The 26409-nt window shown below is 68.3% G+C and carries 22 protein-coding genes; 11 read left to right on the top strand and 11 right to left on the bottom strand.

Going from position 1 to position 26409, the window contains the following annotated elements:
- The first annotated feature begins 74 nt into the window (after nucleotides 1-74).
- The 4 genes from CFB81_RS26395 (at nucleotide 75) to CFB81_RS26380 (ending at nucleotide 5232) form a co-directional block, all read left to right on the top strand.
- Nucleotides 75-1424 (top strand): NCS2 family permease, encoded by a 1350-nt coding sequence (locus CFB81_RS26395; RefSeq protein ID WP_089437011.1) that lies wholly within the window; start codon nucleotides 75-77, stop codon nucleotides 1422-1424.
- 44 nt (nucleotides 1425-1468) lie between these two features.
- Nucleotides 1469-2569 (top strand): adenosine deaminase, encoded by a 1101-nt coding sequence (gene add / locus CFB81_RS26390; RefSeq protein ID WP_069620642.1) that lies wholly within the window; start codon nucleotides 1469-1471, stop codon nucleotides 2567-2569.
- Between the two features lie 225 nt (nucleotides 2570-2794).
- Nucleotides 2795-3241, top strand: a complete 447-nt coding sequence (locus CFB81_RS26385) for a hypothetical protein (RefSeq protein WP_256122095.1) — start codon at nucleotides 2795-2797, stop codon at nucleotides 3239-3241.
- Nucleotides 3242-3321: 80 nt separating this feature from the next.
- Nucleotides 3322-5232: a WG repeat-containing protein gene (locus CFB81_RS26380; protein ID WP_089437010.1), complete on the top strand. Its 1911-nt coding sequence runs from the start codon at nucleotides 3322-3324 to the stop codon at nucleotides 5230-5232.
- A 21-nt stretch (nucleotides 5233-5253) separates the two neighbouring features.
- On the opposite strand, the gene CFB81_RS26375 is transcribed toward CFB81_RS26380, so the two are convergent.
- A complete protein-coding gene (locus CFB81_RS26375) occupies nucleotides 5254-7485 on the bottom strand; it encodes a penicillin-binding protein 1A (protein ID WP_089437009.1) in 2232 nt (743 codons plus the stop codon).
- 124 nt (nucleotides 7486-7609) lie between these two features.
- Nucleotides 7610-9118 carry a PLP-dependent aminotransferase family protein gene (locus CFB81_RS26370; protein WP_089437008.1) on the bottom strand — a complete coding sequence of 503 codons (1509 nt, stop codon included), beginning with the start codon at nucleotides 9116-9118 and terminating at the stop codon, nucleotides 7610-7612.
- Nucleotides 9119-9241: 123 nt separating this feature from the next.
- Here CFB81_RS26370 and CFB81_RS26365 point away from each other — a divergent pair, with 123 nt between their 5' ends.
- Nucleotides 9242-9880, top strand: a complete 639-nt coding sequence (locus CFB81_RS26365; RefSeq protein WP_089437007.1) for an FMN-binding negative transcriptional regulator — start codon at nucleotides 9242-9244, stop codon at nucleotides 9878-9880.
- A 51-nt stretch (nucleotides 9881-9931) separates the two neighbouring features.
- On the opposite strand, the gene CFB81_RS26360 is transcribed toward CFB81_RS26365, so the two are convergent.
- Nucleotides 9932-10513 (bottom strand): thioredoxin family protein, encoded by a 582-nt coding sequence (locus CFB81_RS26360; protein ID WP_089437006.1) that lies wholly within the window; start codon nucleotides 10511-10513, stop codon nucleotides 9932-9934.
- A 233-nt stretch (nucleotides 10514-10746) separates the two neighbouring features.
- Between CFB81_RS26360 and CFB81_RS26355 the strand changes: the two genes are divergently transcribed.
- On the top strand, nucleotides 10747-11487 hold the full coding sequence (locus CFB81_RS26355; RefSeq protein WP_050016245.1) for a response regulator: 741 nt from the start codon (nucleotides 10747-10749) through the stop codon (nucleotides 11485-11487).
- Nucleotides 11484-12806 (top strand): ATP-binding protein, encoded by a 1323-nt coding sequence (locus tag CFB81_RS26350; RefSeq protein WP_069620649.1) that lies wholly within the window; start codon nucleotides 11484-11486, stop codon nucleotides 12804-12806. The genes CFB81_RS26355 and CFB81_RS26350 overlap by 4 nt, the downstream gene beginning before the upstream one ends.
- Nucleotides 12807-12869: 63 nt before the next feature.
- Here CFB81_RS26350 and CFB81_RS26345 read toward each other — a convergent pair whose 3' ends face one another.
- The 4 genes from CFB81_RS26345 to CFB81_RS26330 all read right to left on the bottom strand — a co-directional run bounded on the left by CFB81_RS26345 (nucleotide 12870) and on the right by CFB81_RS26330 (nucleotide 15561).
- Nucleotides 12870-13481 carry an alpha/beta fold hydrolase gene (locus tag CFB81_RS26345; protein WP_089437005.1) on the bottom strand — a complete coding sequence of 204 codons (612 nt, stop codon included), beginning with the start codon at nucleotides 13479-13481 and terminating at the stop codon, nucleotides 12870-12872.
- Between the two features lie 57 nt (nucleotides 13482-13538).
- Nucleotides 13539-14273 carry a metallophosphoesterase gene (locus CFB81_RS26340; protein ID WP_089437004.1) on the bottom strand — a complete coding sequence of 245 codons (735 nt, stop codon included), beginning with the start codon at nucleotides 14271-14273 and terminating at the stop codon, nucleotides 13539-13541.
- 100 nt (nucleotides 14274-14373) lie between these two features.
- Entirely contained in the window at nucleotides 14374-14910 is a 537-nt protein-coding gene (locus CFB81_RS26335) for a GNAT family N-acetyltransferase (RefSeq protein WP_069620652.1), read from the bottom strand.
- 12 nt (nucleotides 14911-14922) lie between these two features.
- Nucleotides 14923-15561 (bottom strand): LysE family translocator, encoded by a 639-nt coding sequence (locus tag CFB81_RS26330; protein ID WP_089437003.1) that lies wholly within the window; start codon nucleotides 15559-15561, stop codon nucleotides 14923-14925.
- 299 nt (nucleotides 15562-15860) lie between these two features.
- Here CFB81_RS26330 and CFB81_RS26320 point away from each other — a divergent pair, with 299 nt between their 5' ends.
- Nucleotides 15861-17054 (top strand): porin, encoded by a 1194-nt coding sequence (locus CFB81_RS26320; protein ID WP_089437002.1) that lies wholly within the window; start codon nucleotides 15861-15863, stop codon nucleotides 17052-17054.
- Nucleotides 17055-17687: 633 nt separating this feature from the next.
- Nucleotides 17688-19613, top strand: coding sequence for an SMP-30/gluconolaconase/LRE-like region family protein (locus tag CFB81_RS26310; RefSeq protein WP_089437001.1), 1926 nt, complete (start codon nucleotides 17688-17690; stop codon nucleotides 19611-19613).
- A 13-nt stretch (nucleotides 19614-19626) separates the two neighbouring features.
- Here the strand turns inward: CFB81_RS26310 and CFB81_RS26305 are convergent, their stop codons facing one another.
- Entirely contained in the window at nucleotides 19627-21795 is a 2169-nt protein-coding gene (locus CFB81_RS26305; RefSeq protein WP_089437000.1) for a TonB-dependent siderophore receptor, read from the bottom strand.
- 403 nt (nucleotides 21796-22198) lie between these two features.
- Between CFB81_RS26305 and CFB81_RS26300 the strand changes: the two genes are divergently transcribed.
- Complete coding sequence (locus CFB81_RS26300; RefSeq protein WP_069620657.1) at nucleotides 22199-22645, top strand: hypothetical protein; 447 nt, start codon at nucleotides 22199-22201, stop codon at nucleotides 22643-22645.
- Between the two features lie 114 nt (nucleotides 22646-22759).
- Here the strand turns inward: CFB81_RS26300 and CFB81_RS26295 are convergent, their stop codons facing one another.
- Both CFB81_RS26295 and CFB81_RS26290 read right to left on the bottom strand, forming a co-directional pair.
- Nucleotides 22760-23725: a PDR/VanB family oxidoreductase gene (locus CFB81_RS26295; protein ID WP_089436999.1), complete on the bottom strand. Its 966-nt coding sequence runs from the start codon at nucleotides 23723-23725 to the stop codon at nucleotides 22760-22762.
- Complete coding sequence (locus tag CFB81_RS26290; RefSeq protein WP_089437151.1) at nucleotides 23722-24801, bottom strand: aromatic ring-hydroxylating dioxygenase subunit alpha; 1080 nt, start codon at nucleotides 24799-24801, stop codon at nucleotides 23722-23724. The genes CFB81_RS26295 and CFB81_RS26290 overlap by 4 nt, the downstream gene beginning before the upstream one ends.
- 198 nt (nucleotides 24802-24999) lie before the next feature.
- On the opposite strand from CFB81_RS26290, the gene CFB81_RS26285 reads away from it, so the two are divergent.
- Nucleotides 25000-25488 (top strand): MarR family winged helix-turn-helix transcriptional regulator, encoded by a 489-nt coding sequence (locus tag CFB81_RS26285; RefSeq protein ID WP_069620660.1) that lies wholly within the window; start codon nucleotides 25000-25002, stop codon nucleotides 25486-25488.
- Between the two features lie 66 nt (nucleotides 25489-25554).
- Here CFB81_RS26285 and CFB81_RS26280 read toward each other — a convergent pair whose 3' ends face one another.
- Complete coding sequence (locus tag CFB81_RS26280) at nucleotides 25555-26301, bottom strand: TetR/AcrR family transcriptional regulator (protein WP_069620661.1); 747 nt, start codon at nucleotides 26299-26301, stop codon at nucleotides 25555-25557.
- Nucleotides 26302-26409: the final 108 nt, after the last annotated feature.

Below are 26409 nucleotides of genomic sequence, written 5' to 3'. Positions count from 1 at the left end.
GCGGTACGCGGCAGTATAAGACCGCGCTGCACGCCCCGACACAGGACAATATTCGGAATCACAGGAGAACCACCATGTCAGCGACTGACACGATGCCGGCGCGCGCGCCGGCCAACTGGCTCGAGCGGCGCTTCGCGCTCGCCGCGCGCGGCACGAGCGTGCGCACCGAGACGATCGCGGGCGTCACGTCGTTTCTCGCGGCCGCGTACCTGCTCGTCGTGATCCCGTCGCTGCTCGCGACGGGCGGCATGGACCGCGGCGCGGCCACGACCGCGACGATCGTCGTGTTCGTGCTGTTCACCACGCTGATGGGGCTCTACGCGAATCTGCCGTTCCTCGTCGGCCCCGGTATCGGCGGCTCGGTGATCATCGGCGTGACGCTCGCGACGACCGAGCACGTCGGCTGGCAGACGGGCCTCGGCATCGCGTGTGTGTCGGGCGTGCTGTTCTTCCTGCTGACGATCCTCGGCGCGCGCGGTGTCGTGGTGCGGCTGATTCCGGTGCAGATCAAGCTCGGGCTCGGCGCGTCGATCGGACTGTTCGTCACGATGCTCGGGCTGCGCAATGCGGGGATGGTCGTCGCGAACGCGAAGACCAACGCGTTCGCGCTCGGCGACTTTTCGCGGCCGGGCGCGCTCGTCGCGCTGATCGGCCTCGCGGTCGCGATCGTGCTGCAGGCGCGCAAGGTGCCCGGCGCGATCCTGATCGCGATTCTCGTCGCCGCCGCGGCCGGCGTGCCGCTCGGCGTCACTCACCTGCCCGCGTCCTTCATGTCGCTGCCGCACGGCATCGCGCCGATCGCGTTCAAGCTCGACATCGGCAGCGCGTTGAGCCTGGCCGCCGCACCGTACCTGTTCGCATTCTTCGCGGCGGAGTTCTTCTCGACGCTCGGCACCGCGCTCGCGGTCGGCGCGAAGGCGAACCTGCTCGACGAACAGGGCAACCTGCCGAACATCAACCGGCCGTTTCTCGTCGACTCGCTCGCCGCGACGCTCGGGCCCGTGTTCGGCATTCCCGCGCTGACCGCGCTGATCGAATCGGCGGCGGGCGTCGAGTCGGGCGGCCGCAGCGGGCTGTCGTCGGTGGCGGCGGCCGTGCTGTTCGCCGCGATGCTGCTGTTCGTGCCGGTCGCGCTCGCGATCCCGAAGGAAGCGACGGCGCCGGCGCTGATCCTGATCGGGCTGTCGATGTTCGCGACGATCCGCCATACGCATTTCGACGACTTCACCGATGCGCTGCCCGTGATGTCGATGGTGCTGCTCACGCTGATGTCGAACAGCTTCGGCACCGGCATCGCGGGCGGGCTGCTGTGCTACGTGCTCGTCAAGCTGCTGGCCGGCCGCTGGCGCGACGTGTCGTGGGGGCTCGTCGTGCTCGCGATTCCGCTCGGCTATTACTTCTGGACCGTCGTGAAGCCGCACTGAGAGACGGCTTCGCGACGCAATGGCACTACCGAAAAGAGACTGACATGAAGGGAACACCAGGCAACGTCCCGGCCGCGCGCACGGGTATCGACATCACGCCGGCCCATCGGGCCTTCTTCCGCGCGCTGCCGAAAATCGAACTGCATTGCCACCTGCTCGGCGCGGTGCGGCATGACACGTTCGTCGCACTGGCCGAACGCAGCGGCGCGCCGATCGAGCGTGCGGAGATCGACGCGTTCTACGCACGCGGCGAGAAACCGGTCGGCGTGCTGCACGTGCTGCGCGCGCTCGACAAGTATTTGCTCACACGCCCCGACGATTTGCGGCGCATCGCGTATGAGTATCTGGAAGACGCAGCCGCCCACAACGTGCGGCACGCGGAATTCTTCTGGAATCCGACGGGAACGGTACGCGTGTCGGGCATCGCGTATGCGGATGCGCAAGCCGCGATCGTGACCGGGATCCGCGATGCCGCGCGCGACTTCGGGATCGGCGCGCGCCTGATTCCGAGCATCGACCGTGAGCAGGATCCTGATGAAGCCGTGGCGATCGTCGAGTGGATGACGGCCAATCGCGCGGACGAAGTCGCAGGGATCGGCATCGACTATCGCGAGAACGACCGGCCGCCGGAACTGTTCTGGAAGGCATATCGCAACGCGCGCGCGGCCGGCTTTCGCACGACCGCGCATGCCGGCGAGTTCGGGATGCCGTGGCGCAACGTCGAGACGGCCGTCGACCTGCTGCAGGTCGATCGTGTCGATCACGGCTATACGATCGTCGACAACCCCGAGCTGTGTGCACGCTATGCGGAGCGCGGCATCGTGTTTACCGTCGTGCCGACGAATTCGTACTACCTGCGCACGCTGCCGCCGGAGCAATGGGCCGAGCTGCATCCGATGCGCAAGATGCCGGGGCTCGGGTTGAAGATCCATCCGAACACCGACGATCCGGCGCTGCACAAGGTCAATCCGAGCGAGGCGTGGGAACTGATGCTCAGCCATTTCGGCTTCACCGTGGCCGAGTTGAAGCAATTCATGCTGAACGGGATCGACGGCGCATGGGTCGACGATGCGACGAAGGCGGTGTGGCGTGCGACGTGGGCGCCGGAGTTCGATGCGCTGGCCGATACGCTCGCGGCGGGCTGAGCGCGCCCGGTCGGCACTTCGTCCAGACGGCCTCGGGCCGTGCACGGCGGGAACAGGATGCCGCGCACGCGTCCTGTCGTCTGTCCGCACCACGCTGTGCGTGTCGGGTTGGCATACCTCGATCGCATTCGCTATATTGGCGTCCGGCAGCGCTCGAGCGTGTCGCTGCCGCCGCGCGCGCCCGCGCCGGCATTCCGACAATAATTCGAATCCGAGAGGCTCCACGTGCGTATCCCTGTCTTCTGTCTGATGTTGTTCGTCTCGCTGTCCGCGCGAGCCGGCGGTGCCTGCGATGGGCTGCTCGGCGATTACGCGCCGGCCGCCGGCAAGCCCGCGACCATGCGGGTCGAGAAGGTGGGGGGCGACATCGTGCTGCGCGGCCGCGAAGCTGGCCAGTGGAGCGCCGAAACCGCACCGACGCACGTGGCGGAACTCGATATGGACGGGCCGGAGAAGCCGCCTGCGGACGCATGCGTGCTCGAGGTGCCGGGCGGCCAGCTGATCAGGATGCGGATCGGGACCCCGTATCAGGTCACGTCGATCACGGGCAGCAACTTCACGACGAAGCATTCAACCACCGGCGTTCTGCTGCTGATGACACAAGGCTTCCAGGTCGACGGCATCGAGCTGTATCGGGTCGCGCGCAGCGGCGATTCGCCGACGGCGCCGTGAAGGCGGGCGCCGCGCGCTGACGGCGAGCGGGCCGGCATGTTGCTGCACACGACGACACAACAACGAGGCGACCCCTTCCGATGGGCAATCGAGCATGGCTGTATCTCCAGTCAGGTGACGGAGACGACGCGCGAACGATCGGGTTCGCGGAATCCAACAATCACTTCCCGCTTCTGTGGCGCGTGCTGCTCGCCGACGGCGGCGCGGGCGGCGCGATTACTGACCAGCGTGTGTTCGGCGACGCAGGCACGCCGAATCTCGCCAGCGACGCGCGGGCCGCGCATGCGCGCCTGAGCCGGCTCGCATCGTTCGTCGTCGCGCATCCGCTGCACGGCGACGATCCCGCACTCGCGCGTCAGTTCGATGCGCTCGTGCGTCATCTCGGCGAATCGATCGACGCGCTCGGCGATGCGCATGGCGCGCCGCGGTTATCCGCGAACCTCGACGAACTGTCATGGCTCGACGACGGCGATCCGAACGACTACATCGACGAGGAGCGCGATGCCTGTACGCGCCTGTGGTGGCGCGTCGCGAACTGCATGGACTTCCGAGACGTGCGCGGCGTGCGCGAGGTACTCGAGATCGACACGCCGGCCGACTGGCGCGACTGGGCGTGGGGCTTCGGGTTCGGCGGGGTGTCGCATCACTATTTCGTCCGTCAGAATCCGCCGCGCCGCGTGACGTTCGCCGAGATGTTCGACGCCGGCGAGCTGCACGGCAACTGGCTCGGTCACGGCACGTTCAGCTTTCGCGGACGCAACGGCCTCTGGGGCGTGCGGCGCGAAACCGACGACGCGTGGGACGTGATCGTGCCGCCCGAGTGGACGAACCTGTGGGCCAGTGGCGCGCGTGACGACCGGCTGTTGTGGGCCGCGCGCGACGGCAAGGTCGGCCTGCTGCTTGCCGATGGCGACGATGAAGGCGACGGTGTCAGGATCGTGCGCGAACCGGCGTTCGACGCGGTGTGGGATTTCAACGGCGACGTCGCCTGCGTACGCGTGGGCGAGCGGTTCGGGCTCCTGCGCACGGATGGCGTGTGGGCGCTCGAACCGTTGCTCGACAACTTCGGCGAATTCACGGGCGGGATTGCGTCCGCGAGCATGGACGGCCGCTGGGGCTTCGTCGATACGCATGGCGCGTGGGCGATTGCGCCGCGCTTCGACGATGCGCACGAATTCGTGAACGGCGCCGTCGCGGCGGTCGCCGAAGGCGAGCAGTGGGGGCTGATCGGGCGCGACGGAAAATGGCGCGCGGAGCCCGAGTGGGCGGCGCTCGAATGGTCGTCCGAGTGCGGCGCGTTCGTCGCACGGCGCGACGGTCGCGTCGGTCTCGTCGATGAGAAAGGTCGGATGATCGTCGAACCGCATTACGCGGAAGTCGCTCCACTGACCGACGGCGAACGAGCGGAGATGCTCGACGAACTCGGCGCGATCCGCCATATCGTGCGGCGCGAAGACGGCCGTTGCGCGATCGTCGACGGGCAGGGCCGCGTGCTCACGCCGTTCGACTTCGTCAACATGGGCGCGCTGTCGTGGCTGCCCGACGACGAGATGGTGCCGGGCGAGCTGTTCACGCGTTATGCGATCGGCGTCCTGCCGGGCGAGCCGGTGCAACTGGCGATTTGCGATCTCGAGACGGGCGCGACGATCGCCCTGGGGCGCTACGACGATGTGGCCGGCCTGTTCTGGGGCGCCGACCATGGCTGGCTCGCCAGCGTGCAGGACGACGACGGCCACGACGTGCACGCGACGGCATTGCGCGCGGACGGCACCGTGCTGCATCCGGCGCGTTACACGCGAATCGGCGACGATGCGCTGTTCGACGACGATCGCGACGACGATGCACGGCATGCGACGTTGATGCCGTGGTTCGTTCGCCGTGTCGAGATCGCGCGGCGCTGGAGCACGGACGAACCGGTCGCCGCATTGCGCGACGACGGCGTGCCCGTGTGGCTGTACGCGGACGGGCACGCGACGACGACGCCTCGGTAGCCCGGTACGCAGCCACCCCGATCAGCGAAACAACCTCAGCCAGTCGAACAGGCCCGAATGCTGCGGCGCGCGCCGCCTCGACGCCGGCGCGCTGCGCGGCCGGAAATCGGGCGAGAACTGCACGTGCGGATCGATCGCCTGCGCACGCAGCGCCGCATCGTAGAACGACCCGACGATCGGCAGCGCGCTGTGCGCGCCCGCGCCCCAGTAGTCGCTGCGCAGCGTCACGCTGCCGTCGTCGAAGCCGACCCATGCGCCGGCCACCAGTTGCGGATGCATCAGGATGAACCAGCCGTCCGTGTTGTCCTGCGTCGTGCCGGTCTTGCCCGCGACGTCGATCCGGATCCCGTAGCGCGAGCGGATGTCCGCGCCGGTCCCGTAATCGACGACGCCACGCATGGCGTCGACGAGCGTCTGCGCGGCAGGCGCGGGCAACGCGCGTTCCGGCGGCGCGCTGCCGAACGCGGCGAGCACCTTGCCGTCGCGATCCTCGATGCGCGTGATCATCTGCGGCGCGACGTACACGCCGCGGTTCGCGATCGTGCCGTACGCGGACACCATCTCCTTCAGCGTGACGGGGCTCGTGCCGAGCGCGAGCGACGGCACCGCATCGAGCGGGCTGTCGCGCACGCCCATCGCGCGTGCAAGCTGCGCGACCTTCGCGGCGCCTTCGTGCTGCATGACCTGTGCGGTGATGCGGTTGCGCGACAGCGCGAGCGCGTCGCGCAGCGTCATCGGCTCGCCGGTCGGCGGTTCCGCATCGGTCGGCCGCCACACGGCGCGGCCGTCGATCGGGATCGCGACGGGCCGGTCGACGAACGTATCGCCCGGCCGCATCCCGTCCGCGAACGCGGCGCCATAGACGAACGGCTTGAACGTCGAACCCGGCTGGCGCCGCGCCTGCACCACGTGATCGAACGGCTCGCTGCCGAAATCGGGGCTGCCGACCCACGCGCGAATCGCACCGTTGCGCGGATCGATTGCGACGAAGCCGGCCTGCACCTGCGTCTTGCGCTCGCACAGTGCACGCATGAATTCGCGATTCGCGCCGAGCTGCTTCAGCGCTGCCCCATCGGCGAGCCCCGTATCGCGCGCCTGGCGATACTCGGGCGTCTGCCGAACGAAGCCGAGGAACAGGTCGTTGCGCAGCCCGCAACCGGACGGCCCGCGCCATGCGCTGTCGGCGACCGCCTGCAGTCGTTCGGTCTGCCGCGTCAGCGCCTGCGTGGCCATGTCCTGCAGACGCGCGTCGAGCGTCGTGCGCACGACGAGGCCGTCCGAGTACAGATCGTAGTTGTTGCGGTCGGCCCATGCGATCAGCCACTTGCGCAGTTGCACCGCGAAATGCGGCGCGAGGCCCGGCTGCGCCGTCTGCGGTTCGAAGTCGACGCGCAGCGGCCGGCGCTGCAGTTTCGCGAGCTGCTGCGGCGACAGCATGCCCATCTGCGCCATCCGGCCGAGCACGATGTTGCGCCGCTGGACCGCGCGTTCCGGGTTCAGCACCGGGTTGTAGTAGCTGTTGCCCTTCAGCATTCCGACGAGCGTCGCGCTTTCCGTGATGTCGAGCTGGTCCGCCGACTTGCCGAAGTAGGTGCGCGCGGCCATTTCGACGCCGTACGCGTTGTACAGGAACGGCACGGTATTCAGGTAGGTTTCGAGGATTTCGTCCTTGCTGTACACCGCTTCGATCTTGAACGCGGTGATCAGCTCCTTCAGTTTGCGCGTGAGCGTCGGCGCGCGGCCGACTTCGTCGGGATACAGATTGCGCGCGAGCTGCTGCGTGATCGTCGAGCCGCCCTGGCGGTCGCCCGAGAACGTACGCAGCCCGGCCGCGAGCGTGCGACGCCAGTCGATGCCGTGATGCGCGTAGAAGCGGTGATCCTCGGTTGCGATCAGCGCATCGACCATGTGCGGCGAGATCTGCTTGAGCGGCACCCATTCACGGTTCACGGGCCGGAATTCGGCGATCAGCTGGCCGTCGGCCGACAGCACGCGCGCGGGGCGGTCGATGCGCGCCTTGCGGATGTCGCCGATACTCGGCGTGAACGGAACGAACGCGAGCAGGACCAGCAGGCCCAGCACCGGGATCGCGGCGAGCGTCAGCGCGACGCCGCGTCGGGTCGGATGGCGCAGGCGATGCAGCGCGCCGGCGCCCAGCGCGCGGACGCGCGTGCGGCACGCGGCGGCGAGCGGCGCGACACGGGCGCGGCAACGGAGCCACGCGTCTCGGAGAAACGGCACGAAGCGGTTCAAGGCGGCAGGGGCGCGGATGGAAGACGCGCGATCCTAGCAAACGGAACCCGCGCGCCGACGGCCGAAACGGCCGTTTGCTTGCAGGATTTACAGACGATTACGTTTGTTGCCCGTCGCCAACCTTTTACCGCGCGCGGGGCCGCGATTCCGCCGACGAAACGACGTCCGCGAGCCGCTGCGCGGCCGCTTCCATCTGCGCGCGGCCGAACCCGCCGAAGCCGAGCACGAGCCCGGGGCGCGCGGTGCCGGGCGCGAACATCGGCGACACCGCGCGCACCGCGACACCGGCCCGGGCGGCGCGCGCGACCACGTCGAGATCGTCGATGCCTTGCGCGAGCCACAGCACGACGTGCATCCCCTGGTCGCCGGGCTGCACCCACGCGCGTTCGCGCGGCAGGCGCGCGCCGAGCGTGTCGATCAGCAGCGCGCGCTGCTCAGCATAGACGCCGCGCACGCGGCGGATGTGGCGATCGAGGTGACCCTCCGCGATGAACGCGGCGAGCACGTGCTGATCGGCGGTCGGCGCATGGCGGTCCATCAGCACGCGCGCGCCGCAGAACGCGGGCACGAGATCGTCGGGGGCGATCACGTAGCCGAGCCGCAGCGACGGAAACAGGATCTTGCTGAAGGTGCCGAGATAGATCACGCGGTCGGGCGCGAGGCCTTGCAGCGACGGGAACGGATAGCCTTCGTAGCGCAACTCGCTGTCGTAGTCGTCTTCGACGACCCAGGCGCAGTGCGCGCGCGCCCACGCCAGCAGCGCATTGCGCCGCGCCATGCTTAGCGGCATGCCGAGCGGGTACTGGTGCGACGGCGTGACGAATGCGGCGCGCGCATCGGGTGCGACGCGGATGCCGGCGTCGACGTCGAGGCCGTCGGCGTCGACCGGCACGCGCACCATCGCATCGCGTCGCCCGGTGCTTTCGAGCAGGGCGGTGATGCCGCGATAGGCCGGATTCTCGACCCATGCGCGGTCGTTTTCGCCGAGCAGCACCTGGCTCGCGAGATGCAGCCCTTGCTGCGTGCCGCTCGTGATCACGACCTGGCCGGCGTCGCAGCGCACCGAGCGCGACCGGCGCACGTAATCGGCGATCGCGTCGCGCAGCGGCAGCGCGCCTTGCGGGTCGGCATAGCCGGACGGCGCGCCGGCGCCGCGGGCGCGCAGGCGATTGCCGAGCCGGCGCCAGATGTCGTCGGGCGCGGTGAGGCCGACCGGCACCGAGATCGCGAACGGCATGGCCGGCAGCGGACTGAATTCGCGGGCGATCCGCGCGAAGGTGGCGGCCGGCTCGGGCAGGCGGTCGCGTGCCGCGTGCCGACGGCTGGCAGCGGGAGCGGGGGCTTCGACGGGCGGCGGTTCCGCGAGCGCGTTCGCCACCCGCGTGCCCGCGCCGCCGCGTGATTCGAGAAAGCCTTCGGCGATGAGCTGCGCATATGCGTCGACGACGGTGCCGCGCGCCACCTGCAGCGACGCGGCCAGCAGCCGCGTGGACGGCAGCGCGTCGCCGGGCCGGACGTCGCCGCGGCGCACCGCGTCGCGCAGCGCCTGCGCGAGTTGGCGGCTCAGGTCGCCGGCCGCGCGGTCGAGCGCGCCGAGCGACGGGATTTCGACGATCCGGGCCGTTCTTGCCATGATTCTGGTCCGCTGAAATTGTTTCAAACCGGCTCTACAGAATAAACCAGTTCGGGCTCACAATCGGCGCATGACGGGCCAGCACCCGCGCCATTTCCCACCCCGCACGATCGTGGAGCCGACATGTACGTCCCCGCCGATTTCAACGAACCCAACCCCGACGTACTGCGCGAACTGATCGTGCGGCACCCGTTCGGCAGCCTGATCACGCACGGCAAGAGCGGGCTCGACGCGAACCACCTCCCGTTCGAGCTGATGCCCGACGACGACGGGCTCGGCGAACTGCATGCGCACGTCGCGCGCGCGAATCCGGTCTGGCACGACGTCGCGGACGGCGACGAGGTGCTCGTGATCTTCCGCGCCGGCGACGCATATATTTCGCCGAACGGGTATCCGAGCAAGCACGTCGCGCACCGGCAGGTGCCGACGTGGAACTACCGGGTCGTGCATGCGCACGGCCGCATCACGGTGCGCGACGACGCGAAGTTCGTGCGCGGCGTGGTCGCACGGCTGACGCGCACGCACGAAGCGTCGCAGCCGGTGCCGTGGAAGATGGGCGATGCGCCGCCGGACTATATCGATACGATGCTGCAATCGATCGTCGGGCTGCAGATCAAGATCACGCGGTTCGTCGGCAAGCGCAAGCTCGGGCAGAACAAGGCCGAGGCTGATATCCGCGGCGCGGGCGAAGCGCTGGTCGCGGCCGGCAATCTTGCGATCGGCGAGGCGATGCTCGCGGAGGCCGACGCGAAGCGCGAATGAGCGCGCGACGCGAGCGGGCGCGGCGAGTATCGCGCCCGCTCGCCGCTCAGGTCACTGCGTGCGCGTCGAACCCTTCGCCCCTTCGCCCGCCTGCGCGAGCGCCCCCCGAATCGCCGCCTCCGTCTTGTCGTACCCGCCCTCGCCATACCGCGTATAGACGATCTTGCCGTTCGCATCGATCAGGTACAGCGCGGGCCAGTACTGGTTGCCGTACGCGCGCCACGTGTCGTAGTGGTTGTCCTGCGCGACCGGATAGCGGATGTCGAAGCGCTTGATCGCATCGGCGACGTTCTTCGCGTCGCGTTCGAACGGATACTCCGGCGTATGCACGCCGACCACGACGAGCCCCTGGTCGCGATATTTCCGATACCAGTCGTTCACGTACGGAATCGTATGAATGCAGTTGATGCACGAGTACGTCCAGAAATCGACGAGCACGACGTTGCCGCGCAACTGGTCGAGCGTCAGCGGCGGGCTGTTGTGCCAGCGGTCGATGCCGGTGAGACCGGGCGCCGTCATGCCGGCCGGCGACGCCTGGATGCCCGCGTCGTCGCGGGTGCCGGCGAACGCGGCAAGCCCGGCCGTGGCGGCCAGGGCGAGGACGAGGGCGGCGGTCTTGAGTCGGGACAGCATGGCGTTCTCCTGATCTTTGGCGGCCGCGGCGCGAGGGCGGCGGCCCGACGTGTTTCGACAGGCCCCATTAGGCGGCGCCGACGTATCTGCGATGTGTCCGGCCGGTCGCGCGTGTGCAATGTTGTGTGTCGTCGCGGTCGCGCGATACATTGGGATACAAACGCGTGCCCGCCGTGCGGTATAAAAGCGGACATCGCCCGCCCGAACCCCGATACCGATACCGACCACGACTCATGGACAAGATCGACCACGTGCTGATCGTCGACGATGATCGCGCGATCCGCGAACTGATCGCGGACTACCTTGAGAAGAACGGCATGCGCGTGTCGCTCGCCGCAAACGGCCGAGAGATGCGCAACGTGCTGGACGACGGCGCGCCCGACCTGATCGTGCTCGACCTGATGCTGCCCGGCGAGGACGGCCTGACGCTGTGCCGCGACCTGCGCGCCGGCAAGTTCCGCACGGTGCCGGTGCTGATGCTGACCGCCCGCGGCGAGGAAACCGACCGCATCATCGGCCTCGAGATGGGCGCCGACGACTACCTGGCCAAGCCGTTCGCGGTACGCGAGCTGCTCGCGCGGATCCGCTCGGTGCTGCGTCGCGCGCGCATGCTGCCGCCCGGCATGCAGGTGACGGAAACGGCCGCGCTGCTCGCATTCGGCGAATGGCAGCTCGACACGACCGGGCGCCACCTGCTCGACGCCGAAGGGACGCTGGTCGCGCTGAGCGGCGCCGAATACCGGCTGTTGCGCGTGTTCCTCGACAACCCACAGCGCGTGCTGACGCGCGACCAGTTGCTGAATCTCACGCAAGGGCGGCAGTCCGATCCGTTCGACCGCTCGATCGACCTGCTCGTGAGCCGGTTGCGCCAGCGCCTGCGCGACGGTGCACGCGAACCGCGCTACATCAAGACGCTGCGCAACGAGGGCTACGTGTTCTCGTCGACCGTCACCGCCGTCGACGGTACGCCATGAGCGCGCGCACGCCGTGGCATTGGCCGCGTTCGCTGTTCGCGCGGCTCGCGCTGATCCTGTGCGTGGGCCTCGCGCTCGCGCAGACGCTGTCGTTCTGGCTCACCGTGACCGAGCGCGACCAGGCGACCACGAACCTGATGATGGGCTACATCGAGCGCGAGGTCGCGAGCTCGGTCGCGCTGCTCGACCATCTGCCGCCGGCCGAGCGGGCCGCGTGGCTGCCGCGCCTCGCGCGGCGCAGCTATGCATTCATCCTCGGGCCCGGCCAGACCGGCACGCCGCCGGAAGCGCGGCTGTCGGCGCGCGTCGAGCGCTCGATCTCGGACGGCATCGGCGGCGACTACCCGTTGACCGCGAATTCGATCCCCGGCGACAGCGAACATCTGCAGGTGCATCTGCGGCTGACCGACGGCTCGCCGCTGACGATCGACATCCACCCGATGTCGACGGTGCCGCTGTCGGGCTGGCTGCCGGCCGTGCTCGTGGTGCAGCTCGCGGTGCTGGCCGCGTGCTGCTGGCTTGCGGTGCGGCTCGCGACGCGGCCGCTCAAGCAGCTCGCGCAGGCCGCCGACGCGCTCGGCCCCGACCTGAAGGGCGAGCGGTTGAACGAAGACGGGCCGTCGGAAGTCGCGCGGGCCGCGCGGGCATTCAACGCGATGCAGGACCGCATCGCGCAGTACATGGCCGAGCGCATGCAGATCCTCGCGTCGATCTCGCACGATCTGCAGACCCCGATCACGCGGATGCGGCTGCGCGTCGACGTGATGGACGACGACGCGCAGGGCGCGAAGCTGCGTCAGGATCTGCTGGAGATGGAGCATCTGGTGAAGGAGGGCGTCGCGTATGCGCGCACGCTGCACGGCACCGAGGAAGCCGCTCGCCGCATCGATCTCGATGCGCTGCTCGACAGCATCGTGTACGACTACACGGATGCGGGGCAGGACGTCGCGCTGCACAGCGATGCGCCGCTCGCGCTCGTCACGCGGCCGAAGGCGCTGCGCCGCATCGTCGGCAACCTGGTCGACAACGCGCTGAAGTTCGCGGGCGCGGCCGAGATCGACGTGCGGGCGGCGCCGGACGGCGGCGCGGTGATCGCGGTGCTCGACCGCGGGCCCGGCATTCCGGACGATCAGCTCGACGCGGTGTTCGAGCCGTTCCGGCGCGTGGAGACATCGCGCAATCGCGACACGGGCGGCACGGGGCTCGGCCTCGCGATCGCGCGGCAACTCGCGCTTGCGATGGGCGGCACGCTTACGCTGAACAACCGGGCGGACGGCGGCGGGCTCGAAGCGCGGCTGACGCTGAGGAACGCCGGGTGATGCGACGCGGCGCGCGAGCGTCGCGGTGTCGGACGCGTGCCGAACCGTGCAAGGTATGCGGCGTCACACGCGTTGCAGATGTGCGTCGACGAGCGGCGCGAGCGCTTCCGCGTGCACGGCCGCGAGATCGTGCCGGCTGCCCGGCACGACATGCAGCTGCGCATCGGGCAGCCGTTCGAGCAGGCGCCGGCCGGCCGCGACAGGGCTGATCGGATCGTCGTCGCCCCACAGCAGCAGCGTCGGCTGCGCGATACGGCCGATGTCCTGCGACAGGTCCGCGCGAAACGTGATGAACCAGTCGGGCAACTGCGGGTTCGCTTCAGCGAAACCGGCGCGCCAGTCCTGCGCGCCCAGCCCGGCCATGTCGAGGCCGCCGGACGTGACCGTCAGCACGAGATGCGTGACGAGATCCGGCTTGTCGAGCGCCGCGCGCATCGCGATCACGCCGCCCATCGATTGCGCGATCACGGCGGTCGGCCGATCGACGCTCGCGAGCACATGACGCACGAGACTGTCGAAATCGTCGACGGCCGGGTCGTGCGGCGTGTCGCCGAAACCCGGATACGTGACGATCCGCCGCTCGGCCGGATGCGCGAGCATGCCGGCCAGCGGCTGCCAGAACGCGGTACTGCCTGATGCGCCGGGCAGGAAGAGCAGTTGAGACGGGACGGGCATGACGTTTCGTGTTCCTGTAATCGAAGCGAAGCGGGAGGGGCGGGCGGTACGCGCGCGTCAGCAGCGGCCGGTGCGCAGCGCGACGGTCCAGTCGTCGCGTCCGCGCGACGCCGCGATGGCGGCGGCCGTGTGCCAGTCGTATTCGACCGCATGGAAGGCGACGTTCCAGCCGGCCGCCGTGCGCGACACCATCGCGTAGCGCGCATGCGGCGAGCCCGTCTCGATCCGGTGCGGATGCGGCAGATCGTCCGCGTACGCCTGCAGCCCGACACTGCCCGGATTGACGATCAGCCGGCCGTCGTCGAGCTTCGCGGTGCGCGGCACGTGCGTGTGGCCGCACAGGATCAGCGAGGCCGCCGTGTCGCCCGCGCGTTGCGCGACTTCATCGGGCGTGGCCGCGCGGCAGCCGTCGGGCGTGACCGTTTCGAGGAAATAGACGAGGTCGCTGGCCGGCGTGCCGTGCACCATCAGCACGTCGCCGTCGAGCATCAGGCGTTCGGGCAGCGCGGCGATCCACGTGCGGTGGTCGGCGCGCAGCGTGTCATGCGCCCAGCGATCCGACAACCCCATCGCGTCGCGCTCGAGCGTCAGCAGTTGCCGTTCGTGATTGCCCTTGATGGTCGGCACGTCGAGCGCGATCAGGCGATCGGCCGTCTCGGCCGGATGGAGCGCGCCCGACAGGATGTCGCCGAGGTTGACGATCACGTCGGCGCCGCGGCGGCGGACGTCGTCGAGCACCGCGTCGAGCGCGGCGAGGTTGCCGTGAATGTCGGACAGCGCGGCGATTTTCATGGCGGAGCGTCGATGAGGGGAACGGCGATTGTCGCCAATTCGGCGCGGCGCGTCCAATTGCGTCACGGCATTGGCGCGCGATGCGCGGCGGCGTGGCGTGTCAGTCGGTCGCGAGCCGCGCGTACATCGCGAAATCGCCCGGTGTGCCGCGCACCATCTTGTATGCGCGCAGCAGCCCTTCGTAGCGGTAGCCGCACTTCTGCAGCACGCGCGCGGAGCCCGCGTTGCTGGTCAGCACGACGGCCTGCATGCGGTTGAAGCCGCCTTCGGCGAACGCCCACGCGGTCACGGCTTCGCACACCGCGCTCGCGATGCCGCGCCCCCAGTGCGACGGCGCGAAGTCGTACGCGAGCTCCGCCGAGCGGTTTACGGTGGACACCGTATGCAGTCCGATCGTCCCGGCGAGCGCACCCGATGCGGTGTCGACGATCGCGAGGCGCCGGATCGAATCGGGATCGGCCGATTCGATGTTGTCGAACAGCGGCAGCAGGTCGTCGGGCGAGCGCAGGTTCCAGCTCGTGTGGCGGAAGACGTCGGGATTCGACAGGTACGCGTACCACGCGTCGAGGTCCGCGCGTTCGAGTTGCCTGAGCGACAGGCCGGGGAATCCGGCGTCGGGCGGTGCGGCGATTCTCATCGAACCGAGCGCCTACGTGGCATGGCGCCGGTACAGCGCGAGCGAACCGGCGAGCGCGAGCAGCATCGCGCCGCACGTGCGTTCGAGCCACAGCGCGCCCGAGCGCTTCAGCAGCCGCACCGCGCGTGCGCCGAGCAGCGCGTAGCCGAACATCACGATGCCGTCGAGCAGCGCGAATGTGACCGCGAGCGCGACGTACTGCGGCGCGAGCGGCGCCAGCGGATCGAGGAACTGCGGCAGGAACGCGGAGAAGAACAGATAGCCCTTCGGGTTCGTCACCGCGGTCAGGAAGCTCTTCGCGAAGATCGACGCGTTGCGCCCGGAGGCCGTGGCTGTGCCGCCCTGGGCGGCCGCGACGTCGAGCGACCCTTTCGACGTCAGCAGCCGGATGCCGACATAGCCGAGATACGCGGCGCCGAGCCACTTCACGACCGAGAACCAGAACGCCGACGCCAGCAGCAGCGCGCCGAGGCCGAGCGCGACCGCGACGATCAGCACGAAGTCGGACAGCATCGCGCCCGCGAAACCATAGGCCGCGCGGCGCACGCCGTAGCGCGAGCCGTTGGTCAGCGCGAGCAGCACGGTCGGGCCGGGTGTCGCGATGCCGACGAACGCGACGGCGGCGAAGATCAGCAAGGTCGTTTCGTGCATGAAGAAGCTCCCGATGGACGGCGCGCAGCCGATTATCGTCCGCGTCGCCCCGCGCTGTACAGGCGCGGCAGTCGCGTTTCCGGCCGTTCGCCGACTATCTCAATTTTGACAAGAAACTGTTGCCATTATTCCGCTTTGGAACGGAACCGGTTCCAACTACCATACCGGCCGCAGCGGGCGTGCCCGCCGCGTCGTCGCGCGCGGACGTCGCCGGGCTCGGACGCCGGCGGATGTCGGCGCCCGCGCGTGCCACTCGCAACAGCCAGAACAACGGGTTCAGCGCCCGGAGACACCAAACCATGAACAAGCAACTGATCGCAGCGCCGCTGCTGCTCTCGCTCGCGGGTATCGCCGCCGCGCAAAGCTCCGTCACGCTGTACGGCATCGTCGATGCGGGCGTGACCTATCGCAGCAACGAACGGGTCGGGTCGGCGGGCGCGTACACCGGGCATTCGAGTGTCGGGCTCACGACCGGCAACCTGTCCGGCAGCCGCTGGGGCATCAAGGGTTCCGAGGATCTCGGCGGCGGGATGCGCGCGCTGTTCGTCCTCGAGAACGGCTTCGACATCACCAACGGCACGTCGGGCCAGGGCGGCCGCCAGTTCGGCCGGCAGGCGTTCGTCGGCGTCGGCAGCGACCGCTACGGCACGATCACGCTCGGCCGCCAGTACACGTCGCTCGACGATTTCGTGAGCCCGGTCGGCCCGTCTTCGTTCATCGGCGGCTTCGGCGCGCATCCGGGCGACATCGACGATCTCGACCAGACCGCGCGCGTCGACAGCGCGATCAAGTACACGAGCGCGAACTACTCGGGCTTCACGTTCGGCGCGCTGTACGGCTTCGGCGGCCAGCCGGGCAGCATGAAGCAGCGCAACACATGGAGCGTCGGCGCCGCATACGCGGCCGGGCCGCTGCGCGTGGGCGTCGGCTACGAGCGCTCGGACAACAGCAAGACCGGCGCGACCGATCCGACGGCGGGCAAGTGGCAGAGCACCGACGACGGCCTGTTCAATTCGTCGATCAACGAAGGCTATGCGAGCGCGCAGTCGCAGCAGGTGATCGCGACCGGTGCGACGTACGACTTCGGCCCGGCCGTCGTCGGCGTGAACTACAGCAACGTGCAGTACCGCGGCGGCGGCCAGTCGCTGTTCTCCGGGCATGCGACGTTCAACGTCGCGGGCGTGTTCACGCGCTGGAACGTGCAGCCGCAGACGCAGCTGTTCGCCGGCTACAGCTACACGCGCGGCAGCGACGTCGACGGCATCGACAACCGCGCGCAGTATCACAACGTCACGCTCGGCGCGGCTTACGACCTGTCGAAGCGCACCAGCGTGTATCTGCTCGGCGCGTATCAGCATGCGTCCGGCACGACGCTCGACGCGCTCGGCCGGCCGGTGGCGGCAACTGCGTCGGCGTCGGACAAGGCGAACGGCCATTCGTCCGACTCGCGATCGCAGGCGATCGTGAGCCTCGGGCTGCGCCAGAAGTTCTGACGCGGCGATCGTTGCGCGTGCAACGGCGCCCGTGGCTACGGCGGGCGTCGTTGTCGGCATGCTCGCCAGCAACCGACGATGCACCTGTTCTCCGGGCAACGCGTGATCGACGTCGTCGATGCGCTGACGAAATACGTCGACGGCTGGGACGGCCCGACGCTCGACCGGCCGCGCTGAACGATCGCCGCCGCGTGCCGGTCCGGCCGGCGCGCGGCTTTTCCCGCCACATTCCTCCTTTCCCTGCCGCTTTCCCTGCCGCTTTCCCTTCCGTGTCCGAAATCGCGAAAAGCCGATCGCGCCGCACAATATTTTTTCTCTTTCATTTTAATTTCGATTTGTAATAATCGAAAAGAATTCCGGGATGAAAAGGCGATGCGGCATGTCAGAAAAAATGACGTATTTGCATTGGCGGTCCGGAAGAAAATGCCGGGGAATGCGCCGAAACCGCGCGGCTGGCAGGCCGTCGTGGCACGGTTTCGAAGATTTTGCGATCGTTGACGAAAAAGCGCCGGACGGCAAAGGGCGTGGAGTGAATAATTCGATGGAACGGCGAATACGCATTTGTCGGAATCACCAACATTTCATGCGCCGCGATTTACAGTGTCGACCATTGTTCGTCTGGGAGCATTATTCATGTCAATGAAACAAATCCGCGCAGCGTTGCTGGGAATGTGCATGGCGATGCTGGCCGCGGCAAGCCATGCGCAGGCGCAATACTCGACCGACTGGCTCGCGAACACGTACGGCACGCTGGCCTCGCACGTCGGCAACGGCGCGCGCTCGATGTGGGTCGCGCCCGAAGGCGTGATCTACACGGCGTCGCGCTGGGACGAGAACGCGGGCGGCGTCGCGATCTACCAGAACGGCCAGCCGCTCGGCACCATCGGCATCCACGACGAATTCCAGGGCGGCGCGATCACCGGCAATTCGACGTCGCTGTTCGTCGCGCTCGGCTACAACCGCACGTTCGGCAGCGGCTCGGTGGGCCGCTACAACCGCAGTACGAACCAGCGCGACCTGCGCATTCCGGTCAGCACGTGGACGGGCATCCAGTATGCGGACGTGATCACCGGCCTCGCGACGGGCGGCAACCTGCTGTACGTGAGCGACTTCTACGGCAACCGCGTGCGCGTCTATACGACCGACGGCGTGTGGCAGCGCGACATCGGCGTCACGGGCCCCGGCGCGCTGGCGCTCGATGCGGCCGGCAACCTGTGGGTCGCGCGCAAGAGCGCGGGCGTCGTCGCGCAGTTCAGTGCGACCGGTGCGGCGATGAACACGCTCCAGATGGCGGCCGGCGCGCGGCCGGCGTCGCTGTACTTCGATGCGTCGATGGGCCGGTTGATGGTGGGCGACGAAGGGCCCGACATGAACATCAAGGTGTACGGCGGGCTGCCCGGAATGCCGGTGCAGGTCGGTACGTTCGGCGTGCAGGGCGGCTATCTCGACACGACGACGGGCATCAAGGGGCAGGTCGGCGACAAGCGCTTCACGCGCGTCGCGGCGCTCGGCAAGGATGCGGCGGGCAACCTGTACGTACTGAACAACGCGTGGGGCGGCGGCTGGGATCTCGGCCGCAACGGCAGCACCGATCTGCATGCGTACAGCCCGGTCGGCACGCTGCAATGGAAGCTGCAGGCGCTGAACTTCGAGGGGATCGCCGCACCCGATCCCGCGACCGACGGCGCGTTGTTTTTCAGCGGCAACAACGTGTATACGGGCACCGCGGGCGGCACGTTCGTCGCGAACACGATCGACCCGTTCACCTATCCGAAGGACCCGCGCCTCGACATGAACGACTATCAGCGCGGCCAGCACTTCGGTCAGCTCGTGACGGTCGGCGGCAACCGGATCCTCGTCGCGTCGGGCCAGAACCCGGGCAACTTCAACTTCTATTACTTCACGCCGGCGACCGGTTATATCGCGATTCCGGCCGGCTCGCTGCCCGGCAAGCCGTTCAACACGACGCTGCAGGTGACGGCCGGCTTCGACATCGACGGCAACGGCGACGTGTGGGCCGGACTGAACGGCTCCAACGTGATCACGCGCTACCCGATGACGGGCTTCGACGCGACCGGCAAGCCGTCATGGGGCAAGCCGGTGACGACGGCCGTGCCGAGCAGCGTGGCGCCCGTGACGCGCATCCTCTACCAGGCCGACAGCGACACGATGATCCTCGCGCAGGGCCTCGCGGGCAACTGGGACTGGACCGCGATGAACGGGCACATCGAGGTCTATCGCGGCTGGAAGAACGGCAACACGAGCACCCCGAACCCGGTGATCAACCTGACGAGCGCGAACCCGAAATCGATCGCGGCGGCCGGCCACTACCTGTTCGTCGGCTATGTGCATACCGTGCCGAACATCGACGTATTCGACCTGAACACCGGCGCGCTCGTCACGACGCTGACGAACTCGAACGCGTCGGCGATGGACGTCGGCAACGACGTCGACTCGATGTACGGCGTGCAGGCGTACCTGCGCTCGACCGGCGAATACGTGATCACGAAGGACAACTACAACGGCTCGAGCATCGTCGTGTATCGCTGGCGGCCGTGAGCGCGCCGGGGCGTCAGAACGATACCGTCGTCGTCAGCGTGACGAGCCGCGGCTCGCCGACCGCGACGATCAGGTTGCTGTTGCTCGACGGATAGTAGGTCTTGTCGAGCAGGTTCTTCACGTTGAGCTGGAAGCGGGTCGGGAACTTGCCGATCGTCGTTTCGTACGCCGCGAACGCGTCGACGGTCACGTAGCCGGGCAGCGAGAAGCTGTTCGCGGTGTCGCCGGGCCGCGCGCCGACGAGCCGCGCGCCGCCGCCGAAGCGCCAGCGCCCGGGCAGATGCGCGATGGCCGTGTCATATACCGCGAACAAGCTGCCCGTGTGGCGCGCGACGTTGACGAGCGGCGTGTTGCTGTCGCGATCGTTCGCGTTCGTATACGCATAGCTGCCGATCACGCTCAGGTGGCGCGTGATCTGCCCGGCGACGTCCAGCTCGACCCCGCGCGAGCGCGCGGTGCCGATCGTCGACGTGATGTCGCCGACCGTGACCGCGACGTTGCGCTTGTCGATCTGGTAGACGGCGAGCGTGCCCGTGATCGCGGGCTTCAGGCTGAACTTCAGCCCGGCCTCGAGCACGCGGCCGTATTCCGGCGCGAGCGGCGCCGCGACGTTCGACGCGACGTTCGGCTTGAACGAGCGGCTCACGTTCGCGTAGGCGGTCAGCGCCGGCGTCAACGCATACGCGAGCCCGAACTGCGGCAGCCAGACGCTGCCGCGCGAGCGGTCGGCGAACGCGAACGGCCGGCCCATCCCCGATTCCTGCTGCCAGTTTTCCCAGCGCAGCCCGCCTACCGCGGTGAGGCGATCGGTGATCTTCACCGAGTCCTGCACGATCGTCGAATACGCATGCACGACCGAGCGCGAATCGCTCTGCTTCGGATTCGGCACGCCGCCCGGCGCGAGCAGGCCGTACACGGGATCGTAGAGATTGAAGCCCGTCGTCGCCTTGCCGCGGATCGTGTCGCCGCGGAAGCTGCGCTGCCGCTCGTATTCGCCGCCGACGTAGATCGCGTGTTGCATGCCTGCGAGCGTCACGTTGCCGAGCAGGCCGAGCGTCGCGATCTGGTCCGAATCGTTGCGCCCGAGGTTCGCATCGGACGAGCGCGTGAGCGCGCCGGTCCTGCTGTTGAACGCGGTGGCGCGGGTGAGGTATTGGTCGTAGCGGTCGCGGCCCCAGCCGTAGGTCGCGCGCACGCGCCACGCATCGGAGAAGCGGTGCTCGATACGCGTACGCAGCGTTTCCTGGATGCCGCTGCTTTGCGACCACGCCTCCTCGTAGCGGCGATAGCGCAGCGCATCGTCGAGCTGGCCGTTGACGAGCACGGTGCCGCGGTCGAACGGCGTCGTGTAGTCGACGTACTGGTAGCTGACGTCGATCGACGTGTTCGCGTCGTGCCACGACAGTGCGGGCGCGATCAGCGCATTGCGTTCGCGGCCGAAGCTGCGCCAGTAGCGACCCGTGTCGTATTCGCCGGTCAGCCGGAATGCGAGCGTGCCGCCCGCGACCTGCCCGGGCTTGCCGAGCGGCCCCGTGAGATCGAACTGGGCGGTGCTGCCGCCGTGGTTCGTGCGCGACGCGGAGATCGAGCCGCCGAACGTATCTTCCGGCTTGCGCGTGACGAGATTGATCACGCCGCCCGGGTCCTGCATCCCGTACAGCAGCGAGGCCGGGCCCTTCAGCACTTCGACGCGATCGATCGTCGCGAGATAGCTGTGCAGCACCGGCGTGCGTACGCCGTCGACCAGCACCGAGCCGTCGTTGTTCGACCCGAAGCCGCGCTTGATGAACGCGTCGCGCGTGCCGCCGAGCGTGTTCGTCTGCGTGATGCCGCTGACGTTGCCGAGCACGTCGTCGAGCGAGCGCGCCTGCTGGTCCTGCATCACGCTGCTGCTGACCACCGCGACCGATTGCGGGATCTCCTTCAGCGGCCGGTCGTCGCCGCCCGCGATGCTCGTCGTGCGCGGCTGATAGCCGATCGTCGGATCGACGGTGGCCGATGCATTGACGCTGATCGCCGGGAGTTCGTGTTCGGCGGCGGTCGCCGGAGCCGATGCGGGGGCAACGGGTTCGGCGCCGGCCGCATGCGCACCGGTCGCGGCACACAGGGTGAGCAGGGCAGGCAGGCGCGTGCGCCACGGACGCGGGGTCCGGACACGGCAGGGCGTTCGACGGGATGGCATGAATCGATGCGGGAAGAGGAAGGCGAAGGATCGTGGCGTGGGCCGCGACATTGCGTTGCGTACAGGACGCGCATGATATATGTAATGAGAACCATTTGCAATTGTAATGGGGCGACCGGGCAATGCCCGGCCCTCGGTTGCCGCCCTGTCGGCCGTCTGCTACCGTAGCGGCCAAAATCAGACGCAGTGAAATTCAACGAGAGAGCCGGGGGCCGCACCATGTCATCTTCCTGTCACGTCGCGCTCGGCGCGACGCCATGCGCCGCGCACGACCGCGTTGGCGACGAAGCGATCGCAGCCGTTTACCGCCGTTCGAACGATTAAAACGACGCAAGCGAATTCAACCGGCATCGCGCCGGGCTTCGATCATTCCAACCACCACGCTAGACGGGAGAGACCACCCATGAAGAAGATTTCCGCGCCGTTCGCGGCGGCCGCGCTTGCGGCCTGCGCGCTGCTGGCGGGCGTACACCAGGCCGCGCGTGCGGCTTCGAACGCCGAACCCGCGATCGACGCGCACTACGGCGCGATGATCGAGGCCTATACGCAGGACATGGCCGCTGCGAAGACGAAGTACGACGGCAAGCGCGTCGCGTTCGTCGGCGCCGTGATCCGGATGGGCAGCGACCCGGGCGGCACGTACTTCGGCGCGCTGACGGCCGACGGCGAGCAGTTCGACACGCATTTCGACGTGGCCGACCAGGAGGCGCTGAAGCCGAAATTCCCCGGCGGCGAGATCAAGCCGTTCGTCACGTCGGCGGCGTTCCGGTTCAGTTGCGTGAACGAAGGCTATGTCGATGCGCCGGTGCTGCCGGGGTTGAAGCTGTCGCATTGCCGGCTCGCCGATTGAGCTGAGCGATGGACGGCGCGGCGTGCGATGGTCAGGCGGGTTCGGGTTGCAGCACCATCGATCGTCGCCATGACGGCGGCTGGCCGCCGCGTGTCGGGCGGTCCGTCTACCGATCTACAGATCGAGGACCAGCAGGTCGGTTCGCGATCGCGAGCAGCACGGCATGAACTGGTCGCCGGCCGCTTTTTCATCGTCGGTCAGATACGCATCGCGATGATCGGGCTCGCCTTCGAGCACGCGGGTCAGGCAAGTGCCGCACACGCCTTGCTCGCACGACGTCAGCACGTCGACGCCGTTCGCCGCCAGCGCCGCGATCACCGTGCAGTCGGCCGGCACGTCGATCACCTTGCCGCTGCTCGCGATCCTGACCTGGAATGCACGATCCGCGCCGGACGATGCCGCCGCGCCGCCGAAGAACTCGTAGTGCAGCCGTGCGTCGGCCCAGTCGCGCTCGCGCGCGGCATTCAGCACCGCGTCCATGAAGCCGCGCGGGCCGCATACGTACAGATGCGTGCCTTCGGGCGCGGCCGCGAGCACGGCGGCCAGATCGAAGCGTTGCGCGGGATCGCCGTCGTCGACGTGGAAGCGGACGCGATCGCGAAACCCGGCCGCATTGATCCGTTCGACGAAGGCCATGCGGTCGGCCGAGCGCGCGCAGTAATGCATGTCGAACGGGATGCCGGCCGAGAACAGCCGTTCCGCCATGCTCAGAACCGGTGTGACGCCGATCCCGCCGGCGAGCAACAGATGGTGCGGCGCGTCGGGCGCGAGCGGGAATCGATTGCGCGGCAGGCCGATCCGCACGGTATCGCCTTGCCGGACTTCGTCGTGAATCGCGCGCGACCCGCCGCGGCCGTCGGCCTCGCGCAGCACCGCGATCTGATAGCGATCGCGTTGCTGCGGGTGGTTGCACAGCGAGTACTGGCGCACGAGCCCGCCCGGCAGATGCACGTCGATATGCGCGCCGGCGTCGAAGTGCGGCAACGGCGAGCCATCGTCGCTGACGAATTCGAAGCCGCAGATGTCGCGCGCTTCCTGCCACTTGCGGGCCACGCGGACCGTCAATGTCGCGCCGCTCATGACGCTGCCTTGACCTGCGCGACCGGCATCACGGGCCGCTGCGGGCTCGCCGCGTTTTCGGCGGCGAGCAGCCGTTCGATCAGCTTGCGCGACAGCACGCCGCCGGCGTCGATGTTGAGCTTCAGGAGCGTGCGCTCGGGCCACTGCTCGAGATTGCGCTGCTGGCGTTCGAGCATCTCGAGATCCTCCGCGAAGATCTTGCCCTGGCCTTCGCGGATCTCGGCGGTCAGAGCGTCGTCGTCGGGCCGGAAGTTGCGCGCCATCCCCCAGAAGTACCAGATCGACGTGTCGGTCTCCGGTGTGATGAAGTCGACCACGATCGACGACGCCTTCTTGTTCGCCGGCGCGTCGTAGCCGCCGTGGCCCGCGTGCGCGACGCCTACGTCGATCATCACGTGGCTCGGCGGCGTGAAGCGGCAGATCTGCCAGCGGTCGACCGGCACGTCGTCGGCGAGCCCGTTGCCGCGCAGCGCCATCCGCCAGAACGGCGGCGGCATCACGTTCTCCATGAAGCGGCTCGTGACGATCTCGTCGCCATGGCTCGCCGTCTTCGGCGGCGCTTCGTCGATTTCCTTCTGGCCGATGCTCGACGCATGCACGTAGGTCTCGTGCGTGAGGTCCATCAGGTTGTCGATCATCAGCCGGTAGTCGCAGCGGATCTGATACAGGCCACCGCCATACGCCCAGGCTGGATCCTCGGCCCACGCCAGCGCGGGCAGCCTGGCGGGATCGGCTTCGGACGCGTCGCCCGGCCAGACCCACACGAAGCCGTACCGCTCGACCGCCGGGAAGCTGCGAATCGGCGGGAAACCGCCGACGCGCTGGCCCGGCATGCCGGCCGTCTTGCCGTTGCAGCCCATTTCGAGCCCGTGATAGCCGCACACGAGCACCCCGTCGCGCACGAAGCCGAGCGACAGCGGCGCGCCGCGGTGCGGGCAGAAATCCTCGAGCGCGGCGACCCGGCCGTCCGCCGCGCGGTAAAACACCATCGATTCGTTGCAGATCTTGCGGCCCAGCGGCTTGCCGTCGATTTCGTCGGGCGTGCATGCCACGTACCACGCGTTCTTGAGAAACATGTTCTTGTCTCCTTCGGGGCGGTGCCGCCGGGGATGCGGCCCGATCATCATTCCGTGTACTGAATGAGATTCAGTGTACTCATTGATATGGGGCGGGACAAGGCGAGCGGTATACTGGTTTTCCCGGGAAATGGCGCGAGCAGCGCCATGCCGACGGCGCGCGCAACCGTGCGCGCCGCCTATGTCATCGACTCATCCATGGAAAAAACGAATCCCGCCGACCTGCCGGCTTTCCCGATCGACCTGTACGACGAACCCGGGCACCTGATCCGGCGCGCACACCAGATCGCGGTCGCGATGTTCTACGAGAAGCTTGGCCGGGACGTGACGCCCGTGCAGTATGCGGTGCTGCGGATGCTCTACGAGAATCCGGGGCTCGACCAGGTGACGCTCGCGCAGCGGGTCGCGCTCGACACGTCGACGACAGCCGATCTCGCGGTTCGGCTCGAAGCGAAAGGATTGATCGTCCGCGAAGTGCTGCCGCGGCGTCAGCGGCGTCTGTTGTTGACGCCGGCGGGTGTCGAGCTGCTCACCCACCTGATGCCGTCAGTGAAGGAACTGCGTGCCGGGCTGTTCGACGGCATGGGCGAGGACGATTCGCAGGAGCTGATGCGCCTGTTGCGCAAGTTCGTCCATTTGAACAACGAGCAAAGCCGCGCGCCGCTGCGGGTGAGCGAGGATTCGTAGCAGCGCCGCACCGTGAGCGATGGCGCGGAAGCCGCGGCGGGGCGGCCGCCGCGCCGCCCATCCGCGTCACGCGCGTGACGCTTCCCCTTCCAGCCGCCGCACCGCTTCCGCCACTTCGTTCCTGAAGCGCACCAGCGCTGCCTGCTCCGGCGCGGGCGGCTGCATGGCGGCCCACAGCATGTCGATCAACTGCGTGGCCGTCGTTTCCGTATCGAGCTTGCGGTGCCCGAGGATCGCATCCCACAGCACGTGCTCCATCGGCCCGAACACCATCGAGCGCAGCAGGCTCAGCGGCAGATCCGCACGCACCTGCCCGGCCGCCTGGCCGCGCGCGAGCACGTCCATCAACGGCGCTGTGTAGCGGCGCTGCAGCGCGGTGAGTTCGTCGCTCAGCGCATGCTGCTTCGCGCGCCCCTCGGACAGCACCAGCGCGCACAGCCCCGTGCCGTTCACGAGCATCAGCCGCAGGTGGGTGCGCACGATGAACGCGAACTGCTGCTGCACCGACGCGTCCCGCGGCATCCCGTGTTCGAACGCGGCGATGATTTCGTCGTACCAGTCGGCGATCACACGCGCGCACAGCTCGCGCTTGCCGCGGAAATAGCTGAACACCGTCGCTTCCGACACGCCCACGCGCTGCGCGATCTCCGCTGCCGTCGCATGCTCGTAACCTTTTTCGGCGAACACTTCACGACCGGCGCGCAGGATGTCCTGCACGCGCTGCTGGGATTTGCGTCCGGCGGGTGCGCGCGGCGTGTCGGCGCGGTCGGCTTTGGCGGGGGCGGTCATGGTGTCGGCGGGAGCGGCTGTCATGCTCGCATGATATCTGAGTATCACTCAGAAAACTATTGACGCAGAACCCGGCGAGGCGCGAAACTGTGCAAAATTTCTGCTGTATTGGTCAATGAATACCCGTATTCA

The sequence above is a fragment of the Burkholderia sp. AU28863 genome (genome assembly GCF_002223195.1).
Classification (GTDB): domain Bacteria; phylum Pseudomonadota; class Gammaproteobacteria; order Burkholderiales; family Burkholderiaceae; genus Burkholderia; species Burkholderia sola.
Note: the sequence above shows the minus strand (reverse complement) of the source record. Positions and strands in the feature narration are given on the sequence as shown.

Excerpts from the sequence above, each read along its gene's own strand:
- CFB81_RS26280 (WP_069620661.1), bottom strand. The coding sequence starts at position 26,301 with ATGACAGCCGCTCCCGCCGACACCATGACCGCCCCCGCCAAAGCCGAC.
- CFB81_RS26305 (WP_089437000.1), bottom strand. The coding sequence starts at position 21,795 with ATGCCATCCCGTCGAACGCCCTGCCGTGTCCGGACCCCGCGTCCGTGG.
- CFB81_RS26340 (WP_089437004.1), bottom strand. The coding sequence starts at position 14,273 with ATGAAAATCGCCGCGCTGTCCGACATTCACGGCAACCTCGCCGCGCTC.
- CFB81_RS26285 (WP_069620660.1), top strand. The coding sequence starts at position 25,000 with ATGGAAAAAACGAATCCCGCCGACCTGCCGGCTTTCCCGATCGACCTG.
- CFB81_RS26350 (WP_069620649.1), top strand. The coding sequence starts at position 11,484 with ATGAGCGCGCGCACGCCGTGGCATTGGCCGCGTTCGCTGTTCGCGCGG.
- CFB81_RS26345 (WP_089437005.1), bottom strand. The coding sequence starts at position 13,481 with ATGCCCGTCCCGTCTCAACTGCTCTTCCTGCCCGGCGCATCAGGCAGT.
- CFB81_RS26330 (WP_089437003.1), bottom strand. The coding sequence starts at position 15,561 with ATGCACGAAACGACCTTGCTGATCTTCGCCGCCGTCGCGTTCGTCGGC.
- CFB81_RS26380 (WP_089437010.1), top strand. The coding sequence starts at position 3,322 with ATGGGCAATCGAGCATGGCTGTATCTCCAGTCAGGTGACGGAGACGAC.
- CFB81_RS26290 (WP_089437151.1), bottom strand. The coding sequence starts at position 24,801 with ATGTTTCTCAAGAACGCGTGGTACGTGGCATGCACGCCCGACGAAATC.
- CFB81_RS26365 (WP_089437007.1), top strand. The coding sequence starts at position 9,242 with ATGTACGTCCCCGCCGATTTCAACGAACCCAACCCCGACGTACTGCGC.
- CFB81_RS26310 (WP_089437001.1), top strand. The coding sequence starts at position 17,688 with ATGTCAATGAAACAAATCCGCGCAGCGTTGCTGGGAATGTGCATGGCG.
- CFB81_RS26370 (WP_089437008.1), bottom strand. The coding sequence starts at position 9,118 with ATGGCAAGAACGGCCCGGATCGTCGAAATCCCGTCGCTCGGCGCGCTC.
- CFB81_RS26295 (WP_089436999.1), bottom strand. The coding sequence starts at position 23,725 with ATGAGCGGCGCGACATTGACGGTCCGCGTGGCCCGCAAGTGGCAGGAA.
- CFB81_RS26300 (WP_069620657.1), top strand. The coding sequence starts at position 22,199 with ATGAAGAAGATTTCCGCGCCGTTCGCGGCGGCCGCGCTTGCGGCCTGC.
- CFB81_RS26395 (WP_089437011.1), top strand. The coding sequence starts at position 75 with ATGTCAGCGACTGACACGATGCCGGCGCGCGCGCCGGCCAACTGGCTC.
- CFB81_RS26320 (WP_089437002.1), top strand. The coding sequence starts at position 15,861 with ATGAACAAGCAACTGATCGCAGCGCCGCTGCTGCTCTCGCTCGCGGGT.
- CFB81_RS26360 (WP_089437006.1), bottom strand. The coding sequence starts at position 10,513 with ATGCTGTCCCGACTCAAGACCGCCGCCCTCGTCCTCGCCCTGGCCGCC.
- add (WP_069620642.1), top strand. The coding sequence starts at position 1,469 with ATGAAGGGAACACCAGGCAACGTCCCGGCCGCGCGCACGGGTATCGAC.
- CFB81_RS26355 (WP_050016245.1), top strand. The coding sequence starts at position 10,747 with ATGGACAAGATCGACCACGTGCTGATCGTCGACGATGATCGCGCGATC.
- CFB81_RS26335 (WP_069620652.1), bottom strand. The coding sequence starts at position 14,910 with ATGAGAATCGCCGCACCGCCCGACGCCGGATTCCCCGGCCTGTCGCTC.